18 protein-coding genes are annotated in these 18,790 nt (G+C 67.6%); 5 read left to right on the top strand and 13 right to left on the bottom strand.

All coding sequences use genetic code 11. The features are described from left to right. Nucleotides 1-187: 187 nt before the first annotated feature. Complete coding sequence (locus QH196_RS32380) at nt 188-841, bottom strand: hypothetical protein (protein ID WP_348538098.1); 654 nt, start codon at nt 839-841, stop codon at nt 188-190. A 376-nt stretch (nt 842-1,217) separates the two neighbouring features. Between QH196_RS32380 and QH196_RS21795 the strand changes: the two genes are divergently transcribed. Continuing rightward, complete coding sequence (locus QH196_RS21795; RefSeq protein WP_280417670.1) at nt 1,218-2,771, top strand: AMP-binding protein; 1,554 nt, start codon at nt 1,218-1,220, stop codon at nt 2,769-2,771. A 20-nt stretch (nt 2,772-2,791) separates the two neighbouring features. On the opposite strand, the gene QH196_RS21790 is transcribed toward QH196_RS21795, so the two are convergent. The 5 genes from QH196_RS21790 to QH196_RS21770 form a co-directional block, all read right to left on the bottom strand. Then, nucleotides 2,792-3,688 (bottom strand): SAM-dependent methyltransferase, encoded by an 897-nt coding sequence (locus QH196_RS21790; protein WP_280417669.1) that lies wholly within the window; start codon nt 3,686-3,688, stop codon nt 2,792-2,794. Between the two features lie 212 nt (nt 3,689-3,900). Then, on the bottom strand, nt 3,901-5,163 hold the full coding sequence (locus tag QH196_RS21785; protein ID WP_280417668.1) for an FAD-dependent oxidoreductase: 1,263 nt from the start codon (nt 5,161-5,163) through the stop codon (nt 3,901-3,903). A gap of 14 nt (nt 5,164-5,177) precedes the next feature. After that, nucleotides 5,178-5,804, bottom strand: coding sequence for a maleylpyruvate isomerase N-terminal domain-containing protein (locus tag QH196_RS21780; RefSeq protein ID WP_280417667.1), 627 nt, complete (start codon nt 5,802-5,804; stop codon nt 5,178-5,180). Further along, the gene (locus QH196_RS21775) at nt 5,801-6,631 is read right to left on the bottom strand and encodes a fumarylacetoacetate hydrolase family protein (RefSeq protein ID WP_280417666.1); all 831 of its coding nucleotides are present in this window, start codon (nt 6,629-6,631) and stop codon (nt 5,801-5,803) included. Before QH196_RS21775 ends, QH196_RS21780 begins: the two co-directional genes overlap by 4 nt. Beyond that, nucleotides 6,628-7,785, bottom strand: a complete 1,158-nt coding sequence (locus tag QH196_RS21770) for a cupin domain-containing protein (protein ID WP_280417665.1) — start codon at nt 7,783-7,785, stop codon at nt 6,628-6,630. Before QH196_RS21770 ends, QH196_RS21775 begins: the two co-directional genes overlap by 4 nt. 63 nt (nt 7,786-7,848) lie before the next feature. Between QH196_RS21770 and QH196_RS21765 the strand changes: the two genes are divergently transcribed. Continuing rightward, on the top strand, nt 7,849-8,625 hold the full coding sequence (locus tag QH196_RS21765) for an IclR family transcriptional regulator (protein WP_280417664.1): 777 nt from the start codon (nt 7,849-7,851) through the stop codon (nt 8,623-8,625). A gap of 162 nt (nt 8,626-8,787) precedes the next feature. On the opposite strand, the gene QH196_RS21760 is transcribed toward QH196_RS21765, so the two are convergent. Together QH196_RS21760 and eat are read right to left on the bottom strand one after the other, a co-directional pair. Further along, nucleotides 8,788-9,609, bottom strand: a complete 822-nt coding sequence (locus QH196_RS21760) for a Mut7-C RNAse domain-containing protein (RefSeq protein ID WP_280417699.1) — start codon at nt 9,607-9,609, stop codon at nt 8,788-8,790. A 167-nt stretch (nt 9,610-9,776) separates the two neighbouring features. Further along, nucleotides 9,777-11,201: an ethanolamine permease gene (gene eat, locus QH196_RS21755; RefSeq protein WP_280417663.1), complete on the bottom strand. Its 1,425-nt coding sequence runs from the start codon at nt 11,199-11,201 to the stop codon at nt 9,777-9,779. A 323-nt stretch (nt 11,202-11,524) separates the two neighbouring features. Here eat and QH196_RS21750 point away from each other — a divergent pair, with 323 nt between their 5' ends. After that, on the top strand, nt 11,525-12,700 hold the full coding sequence (locus QH196_RS21750; protein WP_280417662.1) for a damage-control phosphatase ARMT1 family protein: 1,176 nt from the start codon (nt 11,525-11,527) through the stop codon (nt 12,698-12,700). Nucleotides 12,701-12,823: 123 nt separating this feature from the next. On the opposite strand, the gene QH196_RS21745 is transcribed toward QH196_RS21750, so the two are convergent. Further along, nucleotides 12,824-13,405, bottom strand: a complete 582-nt coding sequence (locus tag QH196_RS21745; protein ID WP_280417661.1) for a CGNR zinc finger domain-containing protein — start codon at nt 13,403-13,405, stop codon at nt 12,824-12,826. Nucleotides 13,406-13,505: 100 nt separating this feature from the next. Between QH196_RS21745 and QH196_RS21740 the strand changes: the two genes are divergently transcribed. Further along, on the top strand, nt 13,506-14,678 hold the full coding sequence (locus QH196_RS21740; RefSeq protein ID WP_280417660.1) for an epoxide hydrolase family protein: 1,173 nt from the start codon (nt 13,506-13,508) through the stop codon (nt 14,676-14,678). 33 nt (nt 14,679-14,711) lie between these two features. Here QH196_RS21740 and QH196_RS21735 read toward each other — a convergent pair whose 3' ends face one another. Beyond that, nucleotides 14,712-15,905 carry a cytochrome P450 gene (locus QH196_RS21735; RefSeq protein ID WP_280417659.1) on the bottom strand — a complete coding sequence of 398 codons (1,194 nt, stop codon included), beginning with the start codon at nt 15,903-15,905 and terminating at the stop codon, nt 14,712-14,714. A 229-nt stretch (nt 15,906-16,134) separates the two neighbouring features. Beyond that, the gene (locus QH196_RS21730; protein WP_280417658.1) at nt 16,135-16,761 is read right to left on the bottom strand and encodes a TetR/AcrR family transcriptional regulator; all 627 of its coding nucleotides are present in this window, start codon (nt 16,759-16,761) and stop codon (nt 16,135-16,137) included. Nucleotides 16,762-16,787: 26 nt separating this feature from the next. On the opposite strand from QH196_RS21730, the gene QH196_RS21725 reads away from it, so the two are divergent. After that, on the top strand, nt 16,788-17,528 hold the full coding sequence (locus QH196_RS21725) for an SDR family oxidoreductase (protein WP_280417657.1): 741 nt from the start codon (nt 16,788-16,790) through the stop codon (nt 17,526-17,528). A gap of 6 nt (nt 17,529-17,534) precedes the next feature. Here the strand turns inward: QH196_RS21725 and QH196_RS21720 are convergent, their stop codons facing one another. Both QH196_RS21720 and QH196_RS21715 read right to left on the bottom strand, forming a co-directional pair. After that, nucleotides 17,535-18,050 carry a hypothetical protein gene (locus QH196_RS21720; protein ID WP_280417656.1) on the bottom strand — a complete coding sequence of 172 codons (516 nt, stop codon included), beginning with the start codon at nt 18,048-18,050 and terminating at the stop codon, nt 17,535-17,537. Further along, complete coding sequence (locus QH196_RS21715; RefSeq protein ID WP_280417655.1) at nt 18,047-18,526, bottom strand: GreA/GreB family elongation factor; 480 nt, start codon at nt 18,524-18,526, stop codon at nt 18,047-18,049. The genes QH196_RS21720 and QH196_RS21715 overlap by 4 nt, the downstream gene beginning before the upstream one ends. Between the last annotated feature and the right edge of the window lie 264 nt (nt 18,527-18,790).

The following is an 18,790-nucleotide window of genomic DNA, read 5'->3' as shown; positions in this document are numbered from 1 at the left end:
CCGGGAATGCGTGATCGAGATCCGCGAAGGCCCGATCCGGAACCCGCGGATTCTCACCTTGCGGGGATGCGCCGCTGCCCAACCCTGCGCTTTGGCCTGAGCCGAACCACCACGGCAGCCGTGGCCCGGGGCGATGCGGCGTCGCCGGCTACCGGTTCTCACCGGTCGGGCCGAATCCGGGGCGCGATCAGCAGGTCACGAATACATCGGCGGCCGACTCGAACGACACGTGGACGTGGTCGTAGTGATTCTGGGTCGGGCTACCGCGGTCTTCCATATACGACCAACCGCTGCCGTCGTTGTACTGCTGCTGCCAGATCACGTAGGACACGCCGAAACGCTCTTTGTTGGCGAGAACGAAATCGGCGATGGCGTCGCCGTTCGCGGGATCGGTGGTCATGAAATCGAGGGCCAGGCCCGCGCCGTGCTCGCCGTCGTAGCGGCCGTTGGCTCCGCCGATATCGGTGATCCCGAAGGTTTGGCCGATCAGATTGCCCACCTGCGCCACATGCGGTTGTGTTCCGGCGAGTTCGGTGGAACACGCGATCGGGGGAGGTGGTGGCGGCGCGAAGCGCTTCAGGTACCTGGCCGGTTCTCGGGGCTTGTCGACTGCCGCGACGGCCTCGGCCGACGGCGGCGCCGGAGCGGGTGGGGTTTCCGACGCGGCGCCCATACCGGCCGCGGGTGCTGCCTGCGTATCCGCCGCCACCGCGGTGGTTTGCGGGCTCGGGGCGGGGCGGGCCATTACCGACAGCGCGATGACGGCCGTTGCCGCGACCGTACTCCCGGCCAGCGGGGCGATCTTCCGGGCTCGGGCCGGTTTGCGATGTTGACCAGGCATGATGATGACTACTCGTAACGCTCGGAGACAAGATCACTGTTAGATTACGAAAGGGTCGCGGCAAAGTCACGGCAACGTGCTGGCGTACTCGAGTCATCGCCCGGACTTACGTCGTGAAGGCACAGGCGGGCGCGCCGTCCGGCCCAGACGGGTGAATCGTGTGCAGTTGTCCAGCGGACCGGCCGTCCATGGCTACCAACCTGCCGGGCCGGTTTCCCGGGCGGTGGCAGTCGGCTCGAATTCGGCAGTGCATGTCTGTCGGGAGCCGCAATGAGAATTCCGGCCCCACCCCCGCCGCTACGAGGAGACAATCATCGGACCGCCGGAAGGTCCGCGGATTCGTCTCGCGGGCGTGTGCACGATCCGTAGGAGGACCATGTTCGTCCCGTTCAGTGTCGCCGATTTCCTCGACCGTGCCGAAACCGTGTACGGCGACCGCGTCGGTGTGGTCGACGAACCCACGCAGCCGGCGCCCGGCCAGGGCTCGCTGACCTACGCCGAGGTCGCCGGACTCGCCCGCAGGCAGGCCGCCCGGCTCGACGAACTCGGTATCGGAGCCGGCGAACGGGTCGCGATCGTCAGCCATAATTCGAGCCGATTGCTGACCTCGTTCTTCGGTGTCAGCGGGTGGGGCCGGGTGCTGGTGCCGATCAACTTCCGCCTGCGTCCGGACGAGGTGCGCTACATCGTCCAGGATTCCGGTGCCCGCGTCCTGTACGTGGACCCCGAGCTCGCGGACCCACTGGCCGGGCTCGAATGCGAACACACCTTTGTGCTGGGTTCCGACAGCGATCTCTACGCGCCCCCGGGGTCGGTCCCGCGGACGTGGGAACCCGACGAATCCGCCACCGCCGCCATCAACTACACCTCCGGCACCACCGCGCGCCCGAAGGGTGTGCAGATCACCCACCGCAATATCTGGGTCAACGCCGTCACCTTCGGACTGCACGCCACGATCAGCGACCGCGACGTCTACCTGCACACCCTGCCGATGTTCCACGCCAACGGCTGGGGTCAGCCGTTCGCGATGACCGGTGTCGGCGCCCGGCATATCGTCCTGCGCAAAATCGACGGCGCCGAGATCCTGCGACGGGTCCGCGATCACGGCGTCACGGTGATGTGCGCGGCCCCCGCAGTCGCGGCCGCCGTCCTCGACGCCGCACAAACCTGGGAGGGCGAGATCCCCGGCCGGAACCGGGTGCGGATCATCATGGCCGGTGCCCCGCCGCCGACGAAAACGGTTGCTCGCGTCGAACAGGAACTCGGCTGGGAGTTCATCCAGATATACGGCCTCACCGAAACCTCTCCGCTGCTCACCGTCAACCGTGCCCGGGCGGAATGGGACGATCTCGATCCCGAAGCCAAGGCGGCGAAGCTGACCCGCGCCGGCGCCCCGGCGCTCGGTGTCCGGCTGCGGATCGAGGAATCGGAAGAAGGTGCGGGCGAGGTGCTGGCGCGGTCGAATGTGGTGATGGACGGCTACTGGGGACGACCGGAGGAAAGCGCGGCGGTGCTGGACGGCGGCTGGTTCCGCACCGGCGACGGCGGTGAGATCGGCGAGGACGGCTATCTGACCATCGCCGATCGCAAGAAGGATGTGATCATCACCGGCGGTGAGAACGTCTCCTCGATCGAGGTCGAGGACTGCCTGTTCTCCCATCCCGCCGTCGCGGAGGTGGCGGTGATCGCGGTGCCCAGCGAGAAATGGGGCGAGACGATCAAAGCACTGGTCGTGCTCGACCCCGGCGCGGCACCGGACAGCGCGACCGAATCGGATCTGATCGCCTGGTGCAAAGAGCGGCTGGCCGGCTACAAGGCACCGACCTCGGTCGAGTTCCGGGACGAACTGGCTCGCACCGCGACCGGCAAACTGCAGAAATTCAAACTGCGCGAGCCGTATTGGAGTGGCCGGGACCGCCAGGTCAGCTGATGCCCCGGAATCCCGGCGGGTCAGCGGCGGTGCGCGACGACCAGGCTCTGGCGTGCCGCATGGGCGAATCGGTCCATCGGGCCGTCGCCGGGTGGCGGTAGGTCACGGCGGTAGGAGTGGGCGCGCTCGTAGGTGTCGTACGCTCGCGCGTCCCAGCCGTGCCGGTGCAGCCACGGTTCGGCCGCGTCCGCTACTCCGCCGTTGTGCCACAGTGCGGTCATCTCGGTCCGGGCGTCACCGGTGAGTGCCTGCCCCAGCAGTCTGACCGCCTCCGCGCTCACGAATTCGAGCGCCAATCGACTGCCCGCGGTGGATCGGCCGCCGACGGTCGCGAGCAGCCGATCGTTCTGCGCGTGGTCCAGGTAGGGGAGCAGACCTTCGATCAACCACGCCGACGGTGCCGCCGGATCGAATCCCGCCTCGATCAGCGCGTGCGCCCAGTCCTCACGCAGATCGGTCGCGACCGGTATCCGACGGCACGACGGCCGCGCCCCGCGGTCGTCCAGGACACGCTGTTTGAAGGCGAGCACGGCCGGACTGTCCAGCTCGTACACCGTGACTTCCGCGGGCAGGTCGAGCCGGAACGCGCGGGTGTCGAGCCCGGCCGCGACGATCACGACCTGCCGTAATTCCCGGGTGGCGTCGACGAGGTAATCGTCGAAGAACCGAGTGCGGATGGACGCATAACCGCCGAACGAACCCGCTTCCGGCGCATCGGAATCGGGCGGGCCGGTCACGCCCGGCATCTCGAATCCGCTCGCCGCCACGAAATCGGCCGCGTACGGATCGGTGAACAGGCGGTCCGCCCGCTCGGACTCGGCGGCGCGAGCCGCGGCGACGATCAATGCGGTGCGCCCGACTCCGGTGGGCGAATCACCAGGGGAATTGCCGGCGGGCTCCGAGGCATCGGTGGTCACCGGGTGAGCCTAGGATCTCCCCGCCCCGCCGAAGGGTAGGGCGCGGCGCGGTATACCGGTCCGAGACGTCCGGTCCGCGTTCGCGGCGGCCTGGCAAGAATTCGGCCGTGCCGACGGGCCGGCGCCGACTGCGCCCGGCCGCCCCTGATCCCTCGTCGCCCATGCGTTGTACAGTTCGGTGCATCCGCTGCGACCTTGGCCAGGCCATTCGGTCAGGGTGTCAGTGAGTCCGTCCGCTCCATCCGGTCGGCCGCGTCGAGTGGGATCGGCTCGAACATTGCGGGTTCGTCCTCGGGGAACAGTGCCGTCGGGCCATAGACCCAGTCGGTGAACGAGTAGTCGTCGATCTCCCGCGCCCGCAGCAGCACGTTCCGTTGTACGCGTTTGCGGCCGTCGAGATGCCACAGCTCGCCCCAGACCCGGGCCGTCAGCACCACCCGGCGGCAGTGTTCCGGGCGCACCGCCTCGTACGCGGCGAGCGCACCGGTCCAGTCGACGCCGCCGTCGGCACCGCGGAGCCGTTTCGCGTGTTCGGCGAGTACCCAGCCGTCCTCGATCGCCATGATCGCGCCCTGGGCCATGTACTGCAGTGGGGGATGCGCCGCGTCGCCGAGCAGTGCGATGCGGCCGTCCACCCAGGTGCCGATCGGGTCGCGGTCGTACATACGCCACCATTTGTCCCGCCACATATGGGGGAGCCGCTGCTGGACGAAATCGCAGGTCTCGGTGAACGCGGTATCGAGTTCGGCGGGAGTTCCCCAGGCCTCGAGCCCGGCCCGCGCCCTGGGCGATTCGAATACCGCGACCTGGTTGAGCAGATCGCCGCCGCGCAGGCCGTAATGGACGAAATGGCAGCGCGGGCCGACATAGACGGCCACCTCGGAGAGGTCGACCGGCTGATCGACCTCGGCGATCGGCACCGTGCCGCGATAGGCGACATACGCGGAGGACACCGGTTCGTCGTCGACGAACAGTTTCCGGGCGACCGAGTGCAGTCCGTCGGCGGCCAGCACGACCGCTGCCTCGTGCACGGTCCCCGTATCGGTTGTCGCGGCGGCCTTACCGGAATCCTGCGTGTAGGACACCACTCGCTGCTCGGTGAGCAGTTCGACGCCGGTGTCCCGGCACGCGTCGAGGAACAGGGCGTGCAGATCGCTGCGATGGATGACCAGGTATGGGAAGCCGTATTTCCGTTCGAGATCGCGCAGGTCGAGCGCGGTCAGCTCGCTCCCGTCGACCGCGTCGCGCATCACCATCCGGTCCGGAACCACGCCGCGGGCCTTCGCCGCATCGAGCAGACCGTAGTCGTCGAGGATCCGGGTGCAGTTGGGCGCGAGCTGAATACCCGCGCCGACCTCGCCGAATTCCTTCGACCGCTCGAGGACCCGCACCCGCAGGCCGAGCCGGGACAAGGCGAAAGCGGTACTCAGACCGCCGATTCCGCCGCCGACGATGACGACGTCCGGGGCACTCATAGTGCAGCCCTCCTCTACAGCCAGGGGCCGAGGTCGGCGACGTCGGCGAGCGAATGGGGACGACCGGCGAGATAGGCGGCGACCTCCGGCAGCGGCCCGCCGGGTACCTCATCGAGACCGCGTTTGGTCCGGATATCGGCGACCAGTGCGTTCAGGAAATCATCGGGAAGATCCGCGAAGGTGGTGCCCGTGCCGAGGTCGACGGCATGGACACACACCTCGCGCGCCCGCAGCCACGGGATCTCCGTGGCCGGGACGGTCCGGCCCTGGGCAGTGACGATTTCGGTGCACCACTGCTCGCCGGTCAGGGCGGCCATGGCGGCGCCCAGCTCGTGTACCGACGCCTCCAGCCACGTCACCAGTTCGGTGGCGGGGCGTTGTGCGCCGGATTCGATATCGGCATTGCGCTGCTTCGCCGAGGCATACATGGGGGTGCGCTCACCGGTCCGCGCCCAGCGCACGAGATTGCCGAGGGCGTCCGCGTTGGCGGCCACATGCGCCACGACATGCTTGCGGGTCCAGCCGGGCAGCAGGCTCGGCTGCGCTGTCTGCTGTTCGTCCAGTCGCGCGACTTGCGCCGTGAACAGCGCCGTTCCGTGCGCGACCCACCGCAGCGAATCGACGTGCGTCCGTGCGCTCACGACGCTTTCACGACCTGATTGGTGCACGCCCCGAGGCCCGTGATCCGCGTGACGACGGTTTCGCCGCCGACGAGGTAGATCTTGGGGTCGCGGGCATGGCCGACCCCGGCCGGAGTGCCGGTGCCGATCATATCGCCGGGGTTGAGCCGGATAACGGTCGAAACGTATTGCACGAGGTGCACCGGATCGAACAGCAGCGTACCCGTATCGTCACGCTGCATGACCTCGCCGTCGACGAGTGTCTCGACCTGGAGCGCCGGCCGGACTCCACCGACCTCGTCGGGAGTCACGACATACGGGCCGACCGGGGTGGAGGAGTCCCAGATCTTGCCCTGCGTCCATTCGATCGTTCGGAACTGCCAGTCCCGCACCGAAATATCGTTCATTACGGTGAAGCCCGCGATGGCGGCGGCGGCCTGTTCCTCGGTGGCCCGGCGAACCGGTTCACCGATCACGACCACCAGCTCGACCTCCCAGTCGAATGCCTCGGTTTCGCCGGGTTTCACGATCGGATCGTTCGGCCCGATGAGGCTGTCGGCGAACTTCGGGAAAAGGGTCGGGTAGCTGGGCAGTTCGCGACCCATCTCCTTGATGTGGTTGGTGTAGTTGTGCCCGACGCAGATCACCTTCGACGGGTTCGGTACCACCGGGGCCAGATCGGCGCCTTCGGCCGGCCAGGTCGCGCCGGTGGCGTTCGCGGCGATCGTGGCCCAATCGTCCTGGGCGAGCAGGGCACCGACGTCGGGGTAGCCGAGGTCGACGAGGGTGTCACCGTCGAGACGGACCGCGCGGGTGCCGCCGTCGACGCGGAGGGTGGCGAGTTTCATCGGATGATCTCCTGACGGTTGAGCTGGAGGGCCTCGAACACAGGGGTGTCCGAGAAACGGAAGAGGTCGAGCGCACCGGAATCGGAATCGGTGCCACCGGCTTCGGATAGGGCGGAGAAGGGTTCCCAGGACGGGACGACGAACAGATCGCCGCGGGTGACCGACCAGGACTTCTCGCCCACGGTCACCGTGCCGGAACCGTCGAACACCTGGTAGACCGCGGATCCGGTCTCGCGGACCGGGGCGGTTTCCGTGCCGCGGGCGATCCGGTGGAACTCCGCGCGGATCGTGGGCAGAACATCGGTCCCGTTGTGCGGGTTGGAGAACCGCACCGCGGCGTGCCCGGGTTCGACGGTGCCGCCGTAGCCTTCCTTCTCCAGTAGCAGTTGATCGTTCAGTGCGGCATCGGTGTGCTCCCACTTGTAGGCCAGCAGCGGTGATCCCGGCGCCACCTCACCCACCGACAACGGCCGTAACCCCGGATGTCCCCACAGCCGCTCCGACCGTGACCGCTCCGGCGTGACTCGCTCCGCCGCGCTGATCTCTTCCCGCCCGAACTGGAAGAACTGCGATTCCACGACGTACTGGAACGGAATATCGAGGCCGTCGATCCAGGCCATCGGCTCCGACGTCGCATTGTGGTGCGCATGCCAATTCCAGCCGGCCTGCGGCAGGAAATCCCCGCGCCGCATCGGTACCGCGTCACCGTTCGAGACATCCCCGCTGCCACCGACCACGGTCCACACACCCGACCCCTCGACCACGAACCGGAAGGCGTGCTGGGTGTGTCGGTGCTCGGGCGCGTCCTCACCCGGCATCAGGTACTGGATCGCCGCCCACAGCGTCGGGGTCGCGAACGGCCGGCCGTCGAGTGCCGGGTTCGCCAACGCGATCGCCCGCCGTTCCCCGCCGCGGCCGACGGGCACGATATCGCCGGCCTTCGCCGCCAGGCGGAGCAGATTCTCCCACCGCCAGACATGGGGGACCGCCCGCGAACCGGGATGCGCCGGCATGAGATCGCCGATCTCGGTCCACAGCGGAACCAGCAGCTCCTGCTCGAACCCGCGATACAGCTCTTCGAGGGCAGGGGTCACATCCGGCTGATTCGGCGCGGCCACCGCCCGCAGCCGGACGGGAGTGTCAGTCGTGCTCATATCGCCTACAGTGGCGTGCGACGAGTCAGCAGAACATCAAATTCTGGAGAGCAGAACGAGCGGATGGGTAACACGGAACCGAAGAATCCGCCGGCGTACGTCGTGACCAGCGCCGACCACGCGTTGCGGGCTGCGGTGATGCTGCAACTCGAAGGTGGGTTGACGGTCAGTCAGGTCGCGGAACGTCTCGGGGTGGCGCGGTCGACGGCGCACCGGCTGCTGCAGACGCTGGTGTACCGGGACTTCGCCGTGCAGGACGAGCAGCGGAGATACCACCCGGGTCCGGTGCTCGAACTCGCCGCCCATTCGCAGTCGCACACCTCGCGATTGCGGGCCGTCGCGCTACCGCATCTGCAGCGGCTCGTCGACCTGGTGGGGGAGTCGGCGAACCTGACGATCCGCACCGGGGATACCACGCGATTCATCGCCAGCGTGGAATGCCGGCAGGCGCTGCGCGTGGGTTCCCGGGAAGGGATGGTGTTTCCCGCACACCGCACCACCGCGGGCCTGGTGCTGCTCGCGGATCTCGCGCCGGGCGAGGTGGAAGAACTCTACGACGAGCAAAGGTTCGCGCAGCGGGCAGACGAACGGCCGGACCTCCCGAGCCTGCGCGCCCAGCTGGGCCGGGTGCGCCGCGCAGGCTTCGCCCTCAACAACGGGCTGTCCGAGCGTGGTGTGGTCGCGGTGGGAGTTCCGGTGCGGGACGCGGCCGGTGTCGCGGTGGCGGGTCTGTCCGTCTCGATGCCCTCGGTCCGTTACGACCGGAATCGGCTGGCGACCCTCGTCGCCACCCTCCACCGCGCCGCCGGCGCGATCGAAGCCGACCGAACCGGCGACTGACGGCCGCCGCCTTACGGGTTTCGATCCGGCGAGATCCCGGTATCGCGGCCCTGGACCGGATCGCTACCACCATTGCCGCCCCCGCGGCAGGTCGGGATCACCGGCTGCACGAATTCGATATCTTCGGCCATGAGCGAATCGAGGGCCCGGCTGCCGACGTGCTCACCGGTCAGTAGCCGGGCTCGGGACCCCGGGGTAGTGGACAGACCGGATCTGCGACATGATCCGGTCCACGAGCTGGTCGAGACGGTGCTGGTGTGTGCCGGCCCAGTAGATGGGGTCGCAGCCGGTACACTGCCGGAAGGTGTGGTGCTCGCTGCGGGTGCGCGGTGGGAGCCGGTCGATGATATCGGCCTTCGCGACGTCCACCAGGTGTGCGCCGCAGCGCAGGCATCGGGTGAGCGGGGCCAGCCGGCGGGACAGATCGAGGCGGTCGATGACCTCCACGGTCTGTTCGACCGGGAGATCGGCACGAACGAAGAGCCCGTGAGTGACGATCCGGCGGGCAAGCAGGCCGCGGTCCCGGGTGAGCAGGATGCGATGGTCGTCCGCGGAGATTTCGGCCAGGTAGGCGTCGCCGGCGTCGAATTCGCAGCGGACGTCGAGACCCATCAGGCGCAGCAGTCGCGCGGCGCCACCGAGATTGACGTCGGCGAGCAACCGCGGTTCGCGCAGCGGCGCGGGGCGCACCCGGGTGAGCGGGGCGATATCGAGGCTTTCGAACACGGGGTAGACGGCGAGCCGGTCGCCCGGGCGCGGGCGGTGCCCGAAATCGACGGATTCGCCGTTCACCAGCAGCAGATCGACCTCGGTGTGCGGGATACCCGCTGCCTCGACAACATCCTTCACGGTCTGATGCGACCGGACCGGCCGCCGCAGTACCGAGAAGCGGGATCGAGGGGGCAGGAAATCGTTCAGTTCGGCGTAGACGCGAACTTCCAGGCTGCCGTGCCCGTCGGTGCTCGCCTCGGCGGGAGTGTGCATGATCTGCCCCGTATCGGTGTCGAGTCCACTCGAAACCCTGCGCAACCTCGCAGTTTACTCTCGTCTGTCGAGCTGCCGGTCGCGGTCGCCAACCGCCGCCGTCGCGCCAGTGCCGCCGGCACGGGGACCGGATCACGGTGCCCTGCGGCTGTCGGCGTGGCCGCTGATCAGCGGAGTTCGTCTTCCGCGGCGGCGAGCGCGGCGAACTCCTCGTCGGGCGATCCGGCGACCAGCCGCTTCCGGCTGTACAGGCCGAAGTAGAGCATGAACAGCGCAAATACGATAAGGCAGCCGAAGGCTGCGGTGGAATCCACCAGGAAGGTCGCGATCACCGACAGCACGGCGATCACCAGCGCGACGCCTGCGGTGACGAGGCCGCCGGGGGCCCGGTACGGCCGTTCCATACCCGGTTCCCGAATCCTGAGCACGATATGACTGACCATCATCAGCACATAGCTCGTGGCCGCGCCGAACACGGCCATATTGAGCAGTGTCGCACCGTTACCGAAGATCGACAGCACGAAACCGATGACACCCGGCACGACCAATGCCGCCGCGGGAACCTTGCGCCGGTTGGTGATCGACAGCGCACGCGGCAGATACCCTGCGCGCGACAGTGCGAAGAGCTGCCGTGAATAGGCGTAGATGATGGAGAAGAAACTGGCCACCAGACCGGCCAGGCCGATGTAGTTCACCACGGTTGCCGCGGTACCCGACCCGAGCGCTTCGACCAGCGGATTGCCGGACGACTGCATCGCCGCCGCACCACCGGCGCCCGGTACGAGGACCAGCACCACCGCCCCGGTCGCGACCAGGACCGTCATGGCCGCAATAATTCCCCGTGGCACATTGCGCGCGGGATCCCGTGCTTCCTCCGCGGCGAGCGGGACCCCCTCGACGGCGAGGAAGAACCAGATGGCGAAGGGCAGCGCCGACCAGATTCCGAGGTAGCCGAACGGCAGGAACTCGCTTGCGCCCGCCGCATCCGGATCGGGCGCGATATCGGTCAGGTTCGACCAGGAGAAGCTGCCGATACTCGCGACCGCGAAGATCACGAGACCGACCAGGGCGATCGCGGTGATGACGAACATGACTTTCAGCGCCTCACCGACACCGGCCAGATGGATGCCGACGAAGAGCGCGTAGACGGCGAGATAGACCCACCATCCGTCGACAATGCCGAACAATCCCAGGGATTCGACATACGCGCCGATGAACGTGGCGATCGCGGCGGGCGCGATCGAGTACTCGATCAGCACCGCCGTTCCGGTCGCGAACCCGCCCCACGGACCCAGGGCCCGGCGAGCGAAGGTATAACCGCCACCCGCGGTCGGCAGCGCGGCCGACATCTCCGCCATACTCAGCACCATCGCGCCGTACATGGCGGCGATCACGACCGTGGCAACGGCCAGGCCCCCGAACCCGCCCTCGGCCAACCCGAAATTCCATCCCGAGTAGTCCCCGCTGACCACATATCCGACGCCGAGCCCTGCCAGCAGCACCCACCCCGCTGTCCCGGCCCGCAACGTCCTCTTCCCGAGGTATTCGTGGTCGACCCCGGATCCGGGCTCGCCGGGTTTGGTGAGGCTCATGGCATTTCTCCCCTGAACGATGCTGCCCGTCCGGATTTCATCTCGGTTGGGTGAACACGACACCTGGACAGCGTGAGAGTAATGATCCGGTATTTCCCCACGCTTGCGTGCGTGTTTCGGACACTCGCGTTTTCGACGCCTCGTGATTTCGACCGGCTCGGCGTAGCAACGGATCCCGTACATCGTGTCCGATCACCCTGCTGCGCGCCTGATCCCCGCGCGGGCCGGTCGCCCGGAGGCTCGCCACTTCGGCAACTACGCTTACGGTCGCCGCCGGAGTGGCGACCGTGGCCGCTCCGCACCCGACCTGCGAATGGAGTGCCATGGACCCGAGCGCAAGCACTGCGCGGACCATCGTGTCCAGCGAACCGGGTTCTTTCGCATGGAGTGTGCTCACCCACCGGCATCCCGCCATCATCGAGCAGGTCGGCGACGCGCATCCCTACCCGCCCGGCATCCGGCGCCGCCTCGACGCGCTGCGCGAACACATCACGGGAACCGTGCAGCCGTTGCCCGACGGCAGTGCCGGTAAATCGCGATGGGACCGGTGGGGGAGCGAAATGTACGGGCAGCGATGGCTCGACGTCCCGTTCCTCTGGGCCGAAAGCTACTTTTATCACCTGCTGCTGGATGCGGTCGACTACTTCGGGCCCGGCCCGTGGCGGGGTATCGACCCGTTCACCCGTAAGCGGTCCGAACTCGGGGACCCTGCGCTCGATACCGAGCTGTCGGCGGCGGCCGGGACCCGTTCATCGCGGGAGCATCTGATCGCGCTTCTGCACGCCGCGCTGTGGGGGAACAGGGCGGACCTCGGGTTCCGGCTATCGGGTTCCCCGGCGACCGACCACGACGCACCCGGCAGAATTCTCGACGACCAATCCACCCAGGTGGCCGACTACCTCGAGGCCCACTCCACGGGAACCCTCTGCCTGATAGCCGACAACGCCGGCCGAGAACTGATCCCCGACCTGTTCCTCATCGATCATCTGCTGGGACTGCACTCCGGCCTCACCATCGACCTGCACCTCAAACCGCGGCCCTACTACGTCTCGGACGCCACCACCGCCGACTTGCTGGCGACTCTCGAGCGTCTCGCGAGCATCCCCGGGACGGCGCGCGCGACCGCCGCCCGGCTGGAATCCGCACTCAGGACGGGCCGCCTGCGGGCCCGGGCGCACGAGTTCTACTGCGCGCCCCTGTCTTTTCATCACCTGCCCGGCGACCTGCGTGCCGACCTCGCCGGAGCCGGCGCGGTGATTCTCAAAGGCGACCTCAACTACCGGCGACTCGTCGGCGACTGCCACTGGCCGGCCTCGACCTCGTTCCCCGCACTCACGCAATACTTCCCGACGCGGGTGATCGCCTTGCGCACCCTCAAATGCGACGTTGCCGCGGGTATCGACCCCAGGCTTGTCACCGAACTCGAGGCGACCGAACCGGACTGGCGGGTCAGCGGTTCACACGGTGTCGTGCAAATGAGCGCCGCGCCGGCCGGATAGGCAACCAGTGCCTGATCAGACCTGGCGCCACCGTCAATACACGGCCCCCCGACGAAGATCGGAATATCGCCGGTGGTGTGATGCCGGTCCACGACCAGAACCCGGCGGCAAGCCGGATTCGTGTCACTTGTTTGTGCTGCGGCCCTGTGCCGGCGCCGGTTTGGCCTTGAAGCGCGCTTTCTTCTGGCGATTCCCGCACGTGTTCATCTCACACCATTTGCGGGTGCGGCTTTGGCTGGTATCGAAAAACGCGGCTCGGCAGGTCGGCGATGCGCACAAGGCCAATCTTCCGTCGCGTTCGCCGGCGAGGATGCCGATCGCGTCGGCGGCGATCACGCTCAGGGCATCTTCTACGCAGGACGCGGCGCTGAGTTGCCAGTGCCGGTTGCCTTCGGGCGTGAGGATCGCTGCCGCCCGGCCCTGAACACTGCAGTCATTGATGACTCGGACAGCGGCCGCCGGGAGCGGGTCCCGGATCGCGGCCGCTGTCGCGGCGGCGTGAATCGATTCCCGCAGCTGCCGGGCGAGTTCGAGCTGGGCCGGGGTGCAGGAATCCACGGCGAGGCCGTTCACTGCCAGCCAGTCGACGAGTCGCTGCGGTGTGGGAATGCGCTCCACAGCGTTGCCGCAACGTTCCGTCAGGGTCGCCGTGAAGCTGGTCGCCAGCACGCTACCGAGGCGAAAGTCGGGAAACCGATCGGGCATGGAACCACCTTAGCCGGTTGCCTGTCGGTATCAGGCATGTTAGAACCGTCTTAGCCGGTTCTCGGGTGGTGGCCGGTTCGGTGACAGTCGAGGAGGTCTCATGTCCGGTTCAGCCGGCGACGTGCACACATTCGAAGCCCACGCAACCGACGCCGACCTCGACGATCTGCGTACGCGACTGGCCGCCGCACGGCTACCGGAGACCGAGACGGTCTACCGCGCCGCGCCCGACCCGCGCCGATGGGACCAGGGCGTGCCACTCGCCGACCTCATCGATGTCGTGAACTATTGGCGCACCGAGTACGACTGGCGGCCGTTCGAAGAGCGCCTCAACCGGATCGGCCAGTACCGCACGACCATCGACGATCTCGGAATCCACTTCCTGCACCGCCGGTCCACGCGCGCAGACGCCACCCCGCTGCTCATGACGCACGGCTGGCCCGACAGCATTGTCCGGTTCATCGATGTCGTCGACGAACTGGCAAATCCGGAAGACCCGAACACGCCGGCATTCCACGTGGTGGTCCCGTCGCTACCGGGCTTCGGCTACAGCGATAAGCCGGCGACCACCGGCTGGGGGACCGAAAAGATCGCGGCCGCCTGGGTGGAACTGATGGGAAGGCTCGGCTACCGCGAATTCGTCGCCCACGGCGGCGACTGGGGCGGCAATATCACCTCGGTCCTCGCCGGCAGATTCCCGGAGCAGGTTCTCGGTATCCACACAACCTTCGCGGAGGCGCCGCCCGGGCTGTCGACGGACGGCCTGACGGCGGTCGAGCGCCGGTGGGCGGAGGAAACTCGCGATTTCTGGGGCCGGCGCGCGGCATACGCGAAACTGCAGGCGGCCCGGCCACAAACCATCGGCTACTCGCTCGTCGATTCACCTGTCGGACTTCTCGCCTGGATCCTGGACAAGTTCGCCGAATGGTCCGATACCGAAGACAGCCCGTTCGAGACGATTTCCCGGGACCGCATCCTCGACAACGTCACCCTGTACTGGCTGACGCGGACCGGCGCATCGGCGGCCCGCATCTACTACGAAAGCCACAACTCGTTCGACCCCGCACTCCGGATCGACGCCCCGGCAGCAATCACCGCGTATCCCCGCGACGTCGAGAAATGCCCGCGCCCCTGGGCGCAGCAGCGGTACCGGCACATCGTCCGATGGAGCACGCCCGAAACCGGGGGACATTTCCCGTCGCTGGAAGTTCCCGAGTATTTCGTCGAGGACCTGCAAGAAGGTCTCGCGGCAGTGCTGGCGGCCGCTCGGTGAAAGCGGCGGGGGCGCCGCGACTCGGAATGGGGTTCAGTGGGCATCGACCTCGACGATCATGTCTCGGAGTGTGTAGCCACCGATTGCGTCGTTGGAACCGACTCGGGGTGGGGAGTGCATGCGGATCCCGGGTATGGCGAGCAGTTTGCTGAGGAAGATATCGGTCTCGACGATCGCGATCGTCGCTCCCGGACACTTGTGTGCGCCGTCACCGAATGAGAGCACCGCAGCGGTGGCATCGGTGCGGGATCTGCTGGGGCATACCGCCAACGGGTCCGCACCGACAGCGGCCCGGTCTGTGTTGGTGGCGGCAATATCGATATCGATGAGCTGTCCGGGCCCGACAGTCACCGATTCGCCCGCGCCACCGGGGAGCTCGACGGCTGCCGTGGTGCGGCGCAGGAGATGCGCGACGACGGGTTCGAGCCGGAGGATTTCGTGCAGGATGCCGACGCGCTGCGATTCCGCGGCGGCACGGTAGCGGTCCCGGAGGGGCTGATCGGTGAACATGTGCCAGGCGGCAACGGTGAAGAATTCCCGGGTGGTGACCATCCCTGCCGCGGCGAAAGTAATACATTCGCCGAGAATTTCGACCGACGAACAGCCTTCGTCGAGCAGATGCGAGATCAGGTCGTCGCGGCGCCGGGCGCGGCGGACGCGCACCGCCGGGCGCACATCGCTGAGGAAGATACTCGACCAGTTCCGCGCCTGCCGCCACACCCAGTAGAGGCCGTCGACGCTGGTGAATCCCGGTGAGCCGAACTCCTCGGGGAAGAACCTCTCCAGCCGCCGAGTCAGCCCGGGACGACTCTCGGTGAGACCGATTACCGAGCACACCACGCCGATAGCGAGGCCGAAGCCGAGATCCGTGAGGTCCGCACGGCCGTTGTCACGAAGGTGGTCCAGCTGTTGGTCGGCCAGGCAATCGATGAAGCCTCGATACGATTCGTCGACCCGCCGGGGCGTGAAGAATCGCGCCGTCTGGCGCCGGTGCTCCAGATGCTCCGGCCCGTCCCGGTACAGCACCGGACGCCGGATGCGTGCGGGCAGATTGTCGAGGGTTTCCACTCCCAGCCCGGCCTGGACGGTGTCGGTGCTGCGCAATGCGGCGCGGGCGGCGGCGTAGTCCCGGACGAGCCAGACGCCCTCGGCGTTCCGGGTGACCGGGCGGCCGCCCGCGCCGTCCTCGCGGTCGATCTTTCGTGCGTCGATGTTGCCTGTCGGCATGATGTCGGTCCTCTTCTCGGGGCGCGATATCGGGCGGGTTCGCTTCTTTCGCCGGTTATGGCGCGATGCCCGGCGGCGCATGACCGCTGGCTCGTTTACGTCCTTACTCGATAATGTTCCGCGAGAGCGGCTTTGATGTCACCTGTGTGCTCGCCCGGCGATGGGGCCGATCGGCAGTAGGGCTTGCGCCGGCCACTCGATGCGGGGGTGGCGATCGTGGTTCCGAACGCTAGGGTCGGCGGTGCCGGCCGGGTGCAGGATGGGGTGCGCGGAGACCATCGACGACGATCGACAGCAATCGAGCGCCGCGCGCGTCGAGTTCGGCATCATCGAGCCGGGACAACCAGCTGATGAGCACGATGACATCGCGGGCCTCCGCATCGGCCCGGACGGTACCGGCCGCGCGGCCTGCATCGAGCAGAAGTTCCACTGCCTGACCGATAGGTCCGAGGCTGTGGGCTGCCAGGTCGCGCCACGTCGCCACCTCGACGGCGGCGAAGACATCGCGTTTGATTCGAGCGTAGGTGGCGACCCGATCGAACCATGCCGCCAGTGCATCCAGCGGCCGGTGAGTTTCCAGAAGGCGCGGGGCCGCCGCGACGAGTTCCTGGACTTCTTGCTGGTAGACCTCGGCGAGGAGGTCCTCCCGCGTCGGGAAGTGCCGGTACAGCGTGCCCTGCCCGATCCCGCACGCCTTCGCGACCGAGTTGAGTTTCAGCTCCCCCGGCCCGCGAACCAGATCGCGGGCGGCGCGCAGGATCAGTTCACGGTTGCGCTGCGCATCCGCGCGCCGGCCTCTACCGCTCTCGACAGAAGCGGACAGCTGTCCGCTAGAGTCTTCGGAGTAAACGGACATGTGTCCACTATAGGCGGAGGGTTACTATGACCATCAACGGCAAGGTCATCGCCATCACCGGCGCCAGCAGTGGTATCGGCGAAGCGACAGCGCGTCACCTGGCCGCTCTCGGGGCTTTCGTTGTCCTCGGAGCCCGCCGCACCGACCGGCTGGACCGGCTGGTTGCCGAGGTGGAGAACGCCGGCGGCAGGGCGGCCGCTACACGGGTGGATGTCACCGCTGCCGGAGACCTTCGTAAGCTGGTCGACCTGGCCATCGACCGCTTCGGCAGGCTGGATGTTCTGGTGGGTAATGCCGGGGTCAGCCGGATCGGTCACATGGCGGACCTGGATGTAGCGGGCTGGTCGTCCATGGTCGATGTGAACGTCAAGGGGGTCCTGCACGGGATCGCGGCGGCGCTGCCGGTATTCCGCGATCAGGGGAGTGGTCATCTCGTTACCGTCGTCTCGACATCCGGCCTGAAAATTGTTCCCACACAGGCGGTGTACGCCGGGACGAAGAACGCGGTCCGCACGCTCCTGGAGGGATTGCGGCAGGAGAACACCGACGGTGTGCTGCGGACGACATCGATTTCCCCTGGATATGTCCGTACCGAACTCATCGACAATGCCGTCGACGATCCGGCCGTGCGGGAGCAGGCTCGGACGAATATGGCCGAGTTCGGTATCGATCCCACGGCAGTCGCCCGAGCTATCGCGTTCGCGATCGACCAACCGGACGACGTCGAGATCGGCGAACTGACGATCCGGCCGACTCGCCAGAACTGAATTCCGTCACCAGGATTCGGTGTATCGCAGCGGTGAGTGTGCGCCCGGGCGGACGTCGGGTACCAGAACCGTGGTGTGCCAGCGGTCTTCTTCCCAGAGTTGTTCGGGGAGGTCGGTGTGCAGCCGGTGTTCGAGGGGTTTGGCGAGTGCGATCATCAGGGTGGTGCGTTCGACCAGGCGGCGGCGTTCCCAGGTCATCGGGCCGGAGACTTCCAGTACCCCGGGACCGGGGCCGATGGTCGCGGGAATGTTCACGGCCAGCGGCTGTGCGGTCCAGGTGGTGGGGTAGTCGTAGTAGCGGGCGACGTAGGTGCGGGGGCTGGTTTCGGTGCCGAAGGACAGTGCGGACAGTGCCCAGTCGATGCTGGGCAGGCCGAACAGATCCCAGAACTGGGACGACAGCCACGAGTGGATGGGGAGAGCGATCGTCCGGTCGTCCCGGACGATCGCTGGGGAATTGATGTGTAGCAGAGTGATTTCGGTGGTGCGGGTGCGCATGCTCGGGGTCGTCAGATCGATCATCGGGCGGGGCGAGGTGCGGCGGCGACGGTGTGGCTGTACGGGACTGCTTCGAGCAGGGTGACCGCGATTTCGGTGCCGTTGGGCACCTTGTAGCTGCGTTGTTCGCCGCGGCGGGCGCCGGTGAGTGCGGCACCGAGAGGGGAGTCGGGGGAATAGACCTCGAAATCGCTGTGTTCGGCGTCGCGGCTGCCGAGCAGGAAGGTTTCGGTGTCGTCGGTGTCGTCGTAGCGGATGGTGAGCACCATGCCGGGTTCGGCGATTCCGTCGTCCGGCGGATCTTCGCCGAAGACGGCGTTGCTCAGCAGGTTCCGGATATGCGCGATGCGGTTCTGGCGCTGGTGCCGGGCCGCGAACTGATCGTCTGTATCGGCGGCCTCGGTATGGCCCGTGTTCTCGATGGCGAGCAGTTCGGCGAGCTCGGCCTCGAGTTGTTCGCGGGCGTGCGTGGTCAGCCAGATGGGCGAGCTGCTGGTCATGTCCGTCCTACAGGGTCGTCAGGGGAATGTGGGTTCGGGCGGGGGGGGGGGGGGGGGGGGGGGGGGATGGGGCGCCCCCCCCCGGGAAAAAACGGGGGGGGGGGGGGGGGGGGCCCGCGGGGCGCGGGGGGGGGGGGGTGGGGGGGGTTGTGGCCCTGCTCCGGGGGGCGGGTGGTTGGGGGGGGCGCGGGGGGGGGGGGGGGGGGGGGGCGCTCCCGCCCCCCCCCCCCCCGGCAGAACTCCGTGGAGCCGGGTTCTCAGGAC

The sequence above is a fragment of the Nocardia carnea genome (assembly GCF_029868325.1).
Taxonomy (GTDB): domain Bacteria; phylum Actinomycetota; class Actinomycetes; order Mycobacteriales; family Mycobacteriaceae; genus Nocardia; species Nocardia carnea_C.
The sequence above is the reverse complement of the archived record's forward strand: the minus strand, read 5'-3'. Positions and strand labels throughout refer to the sequence as shown.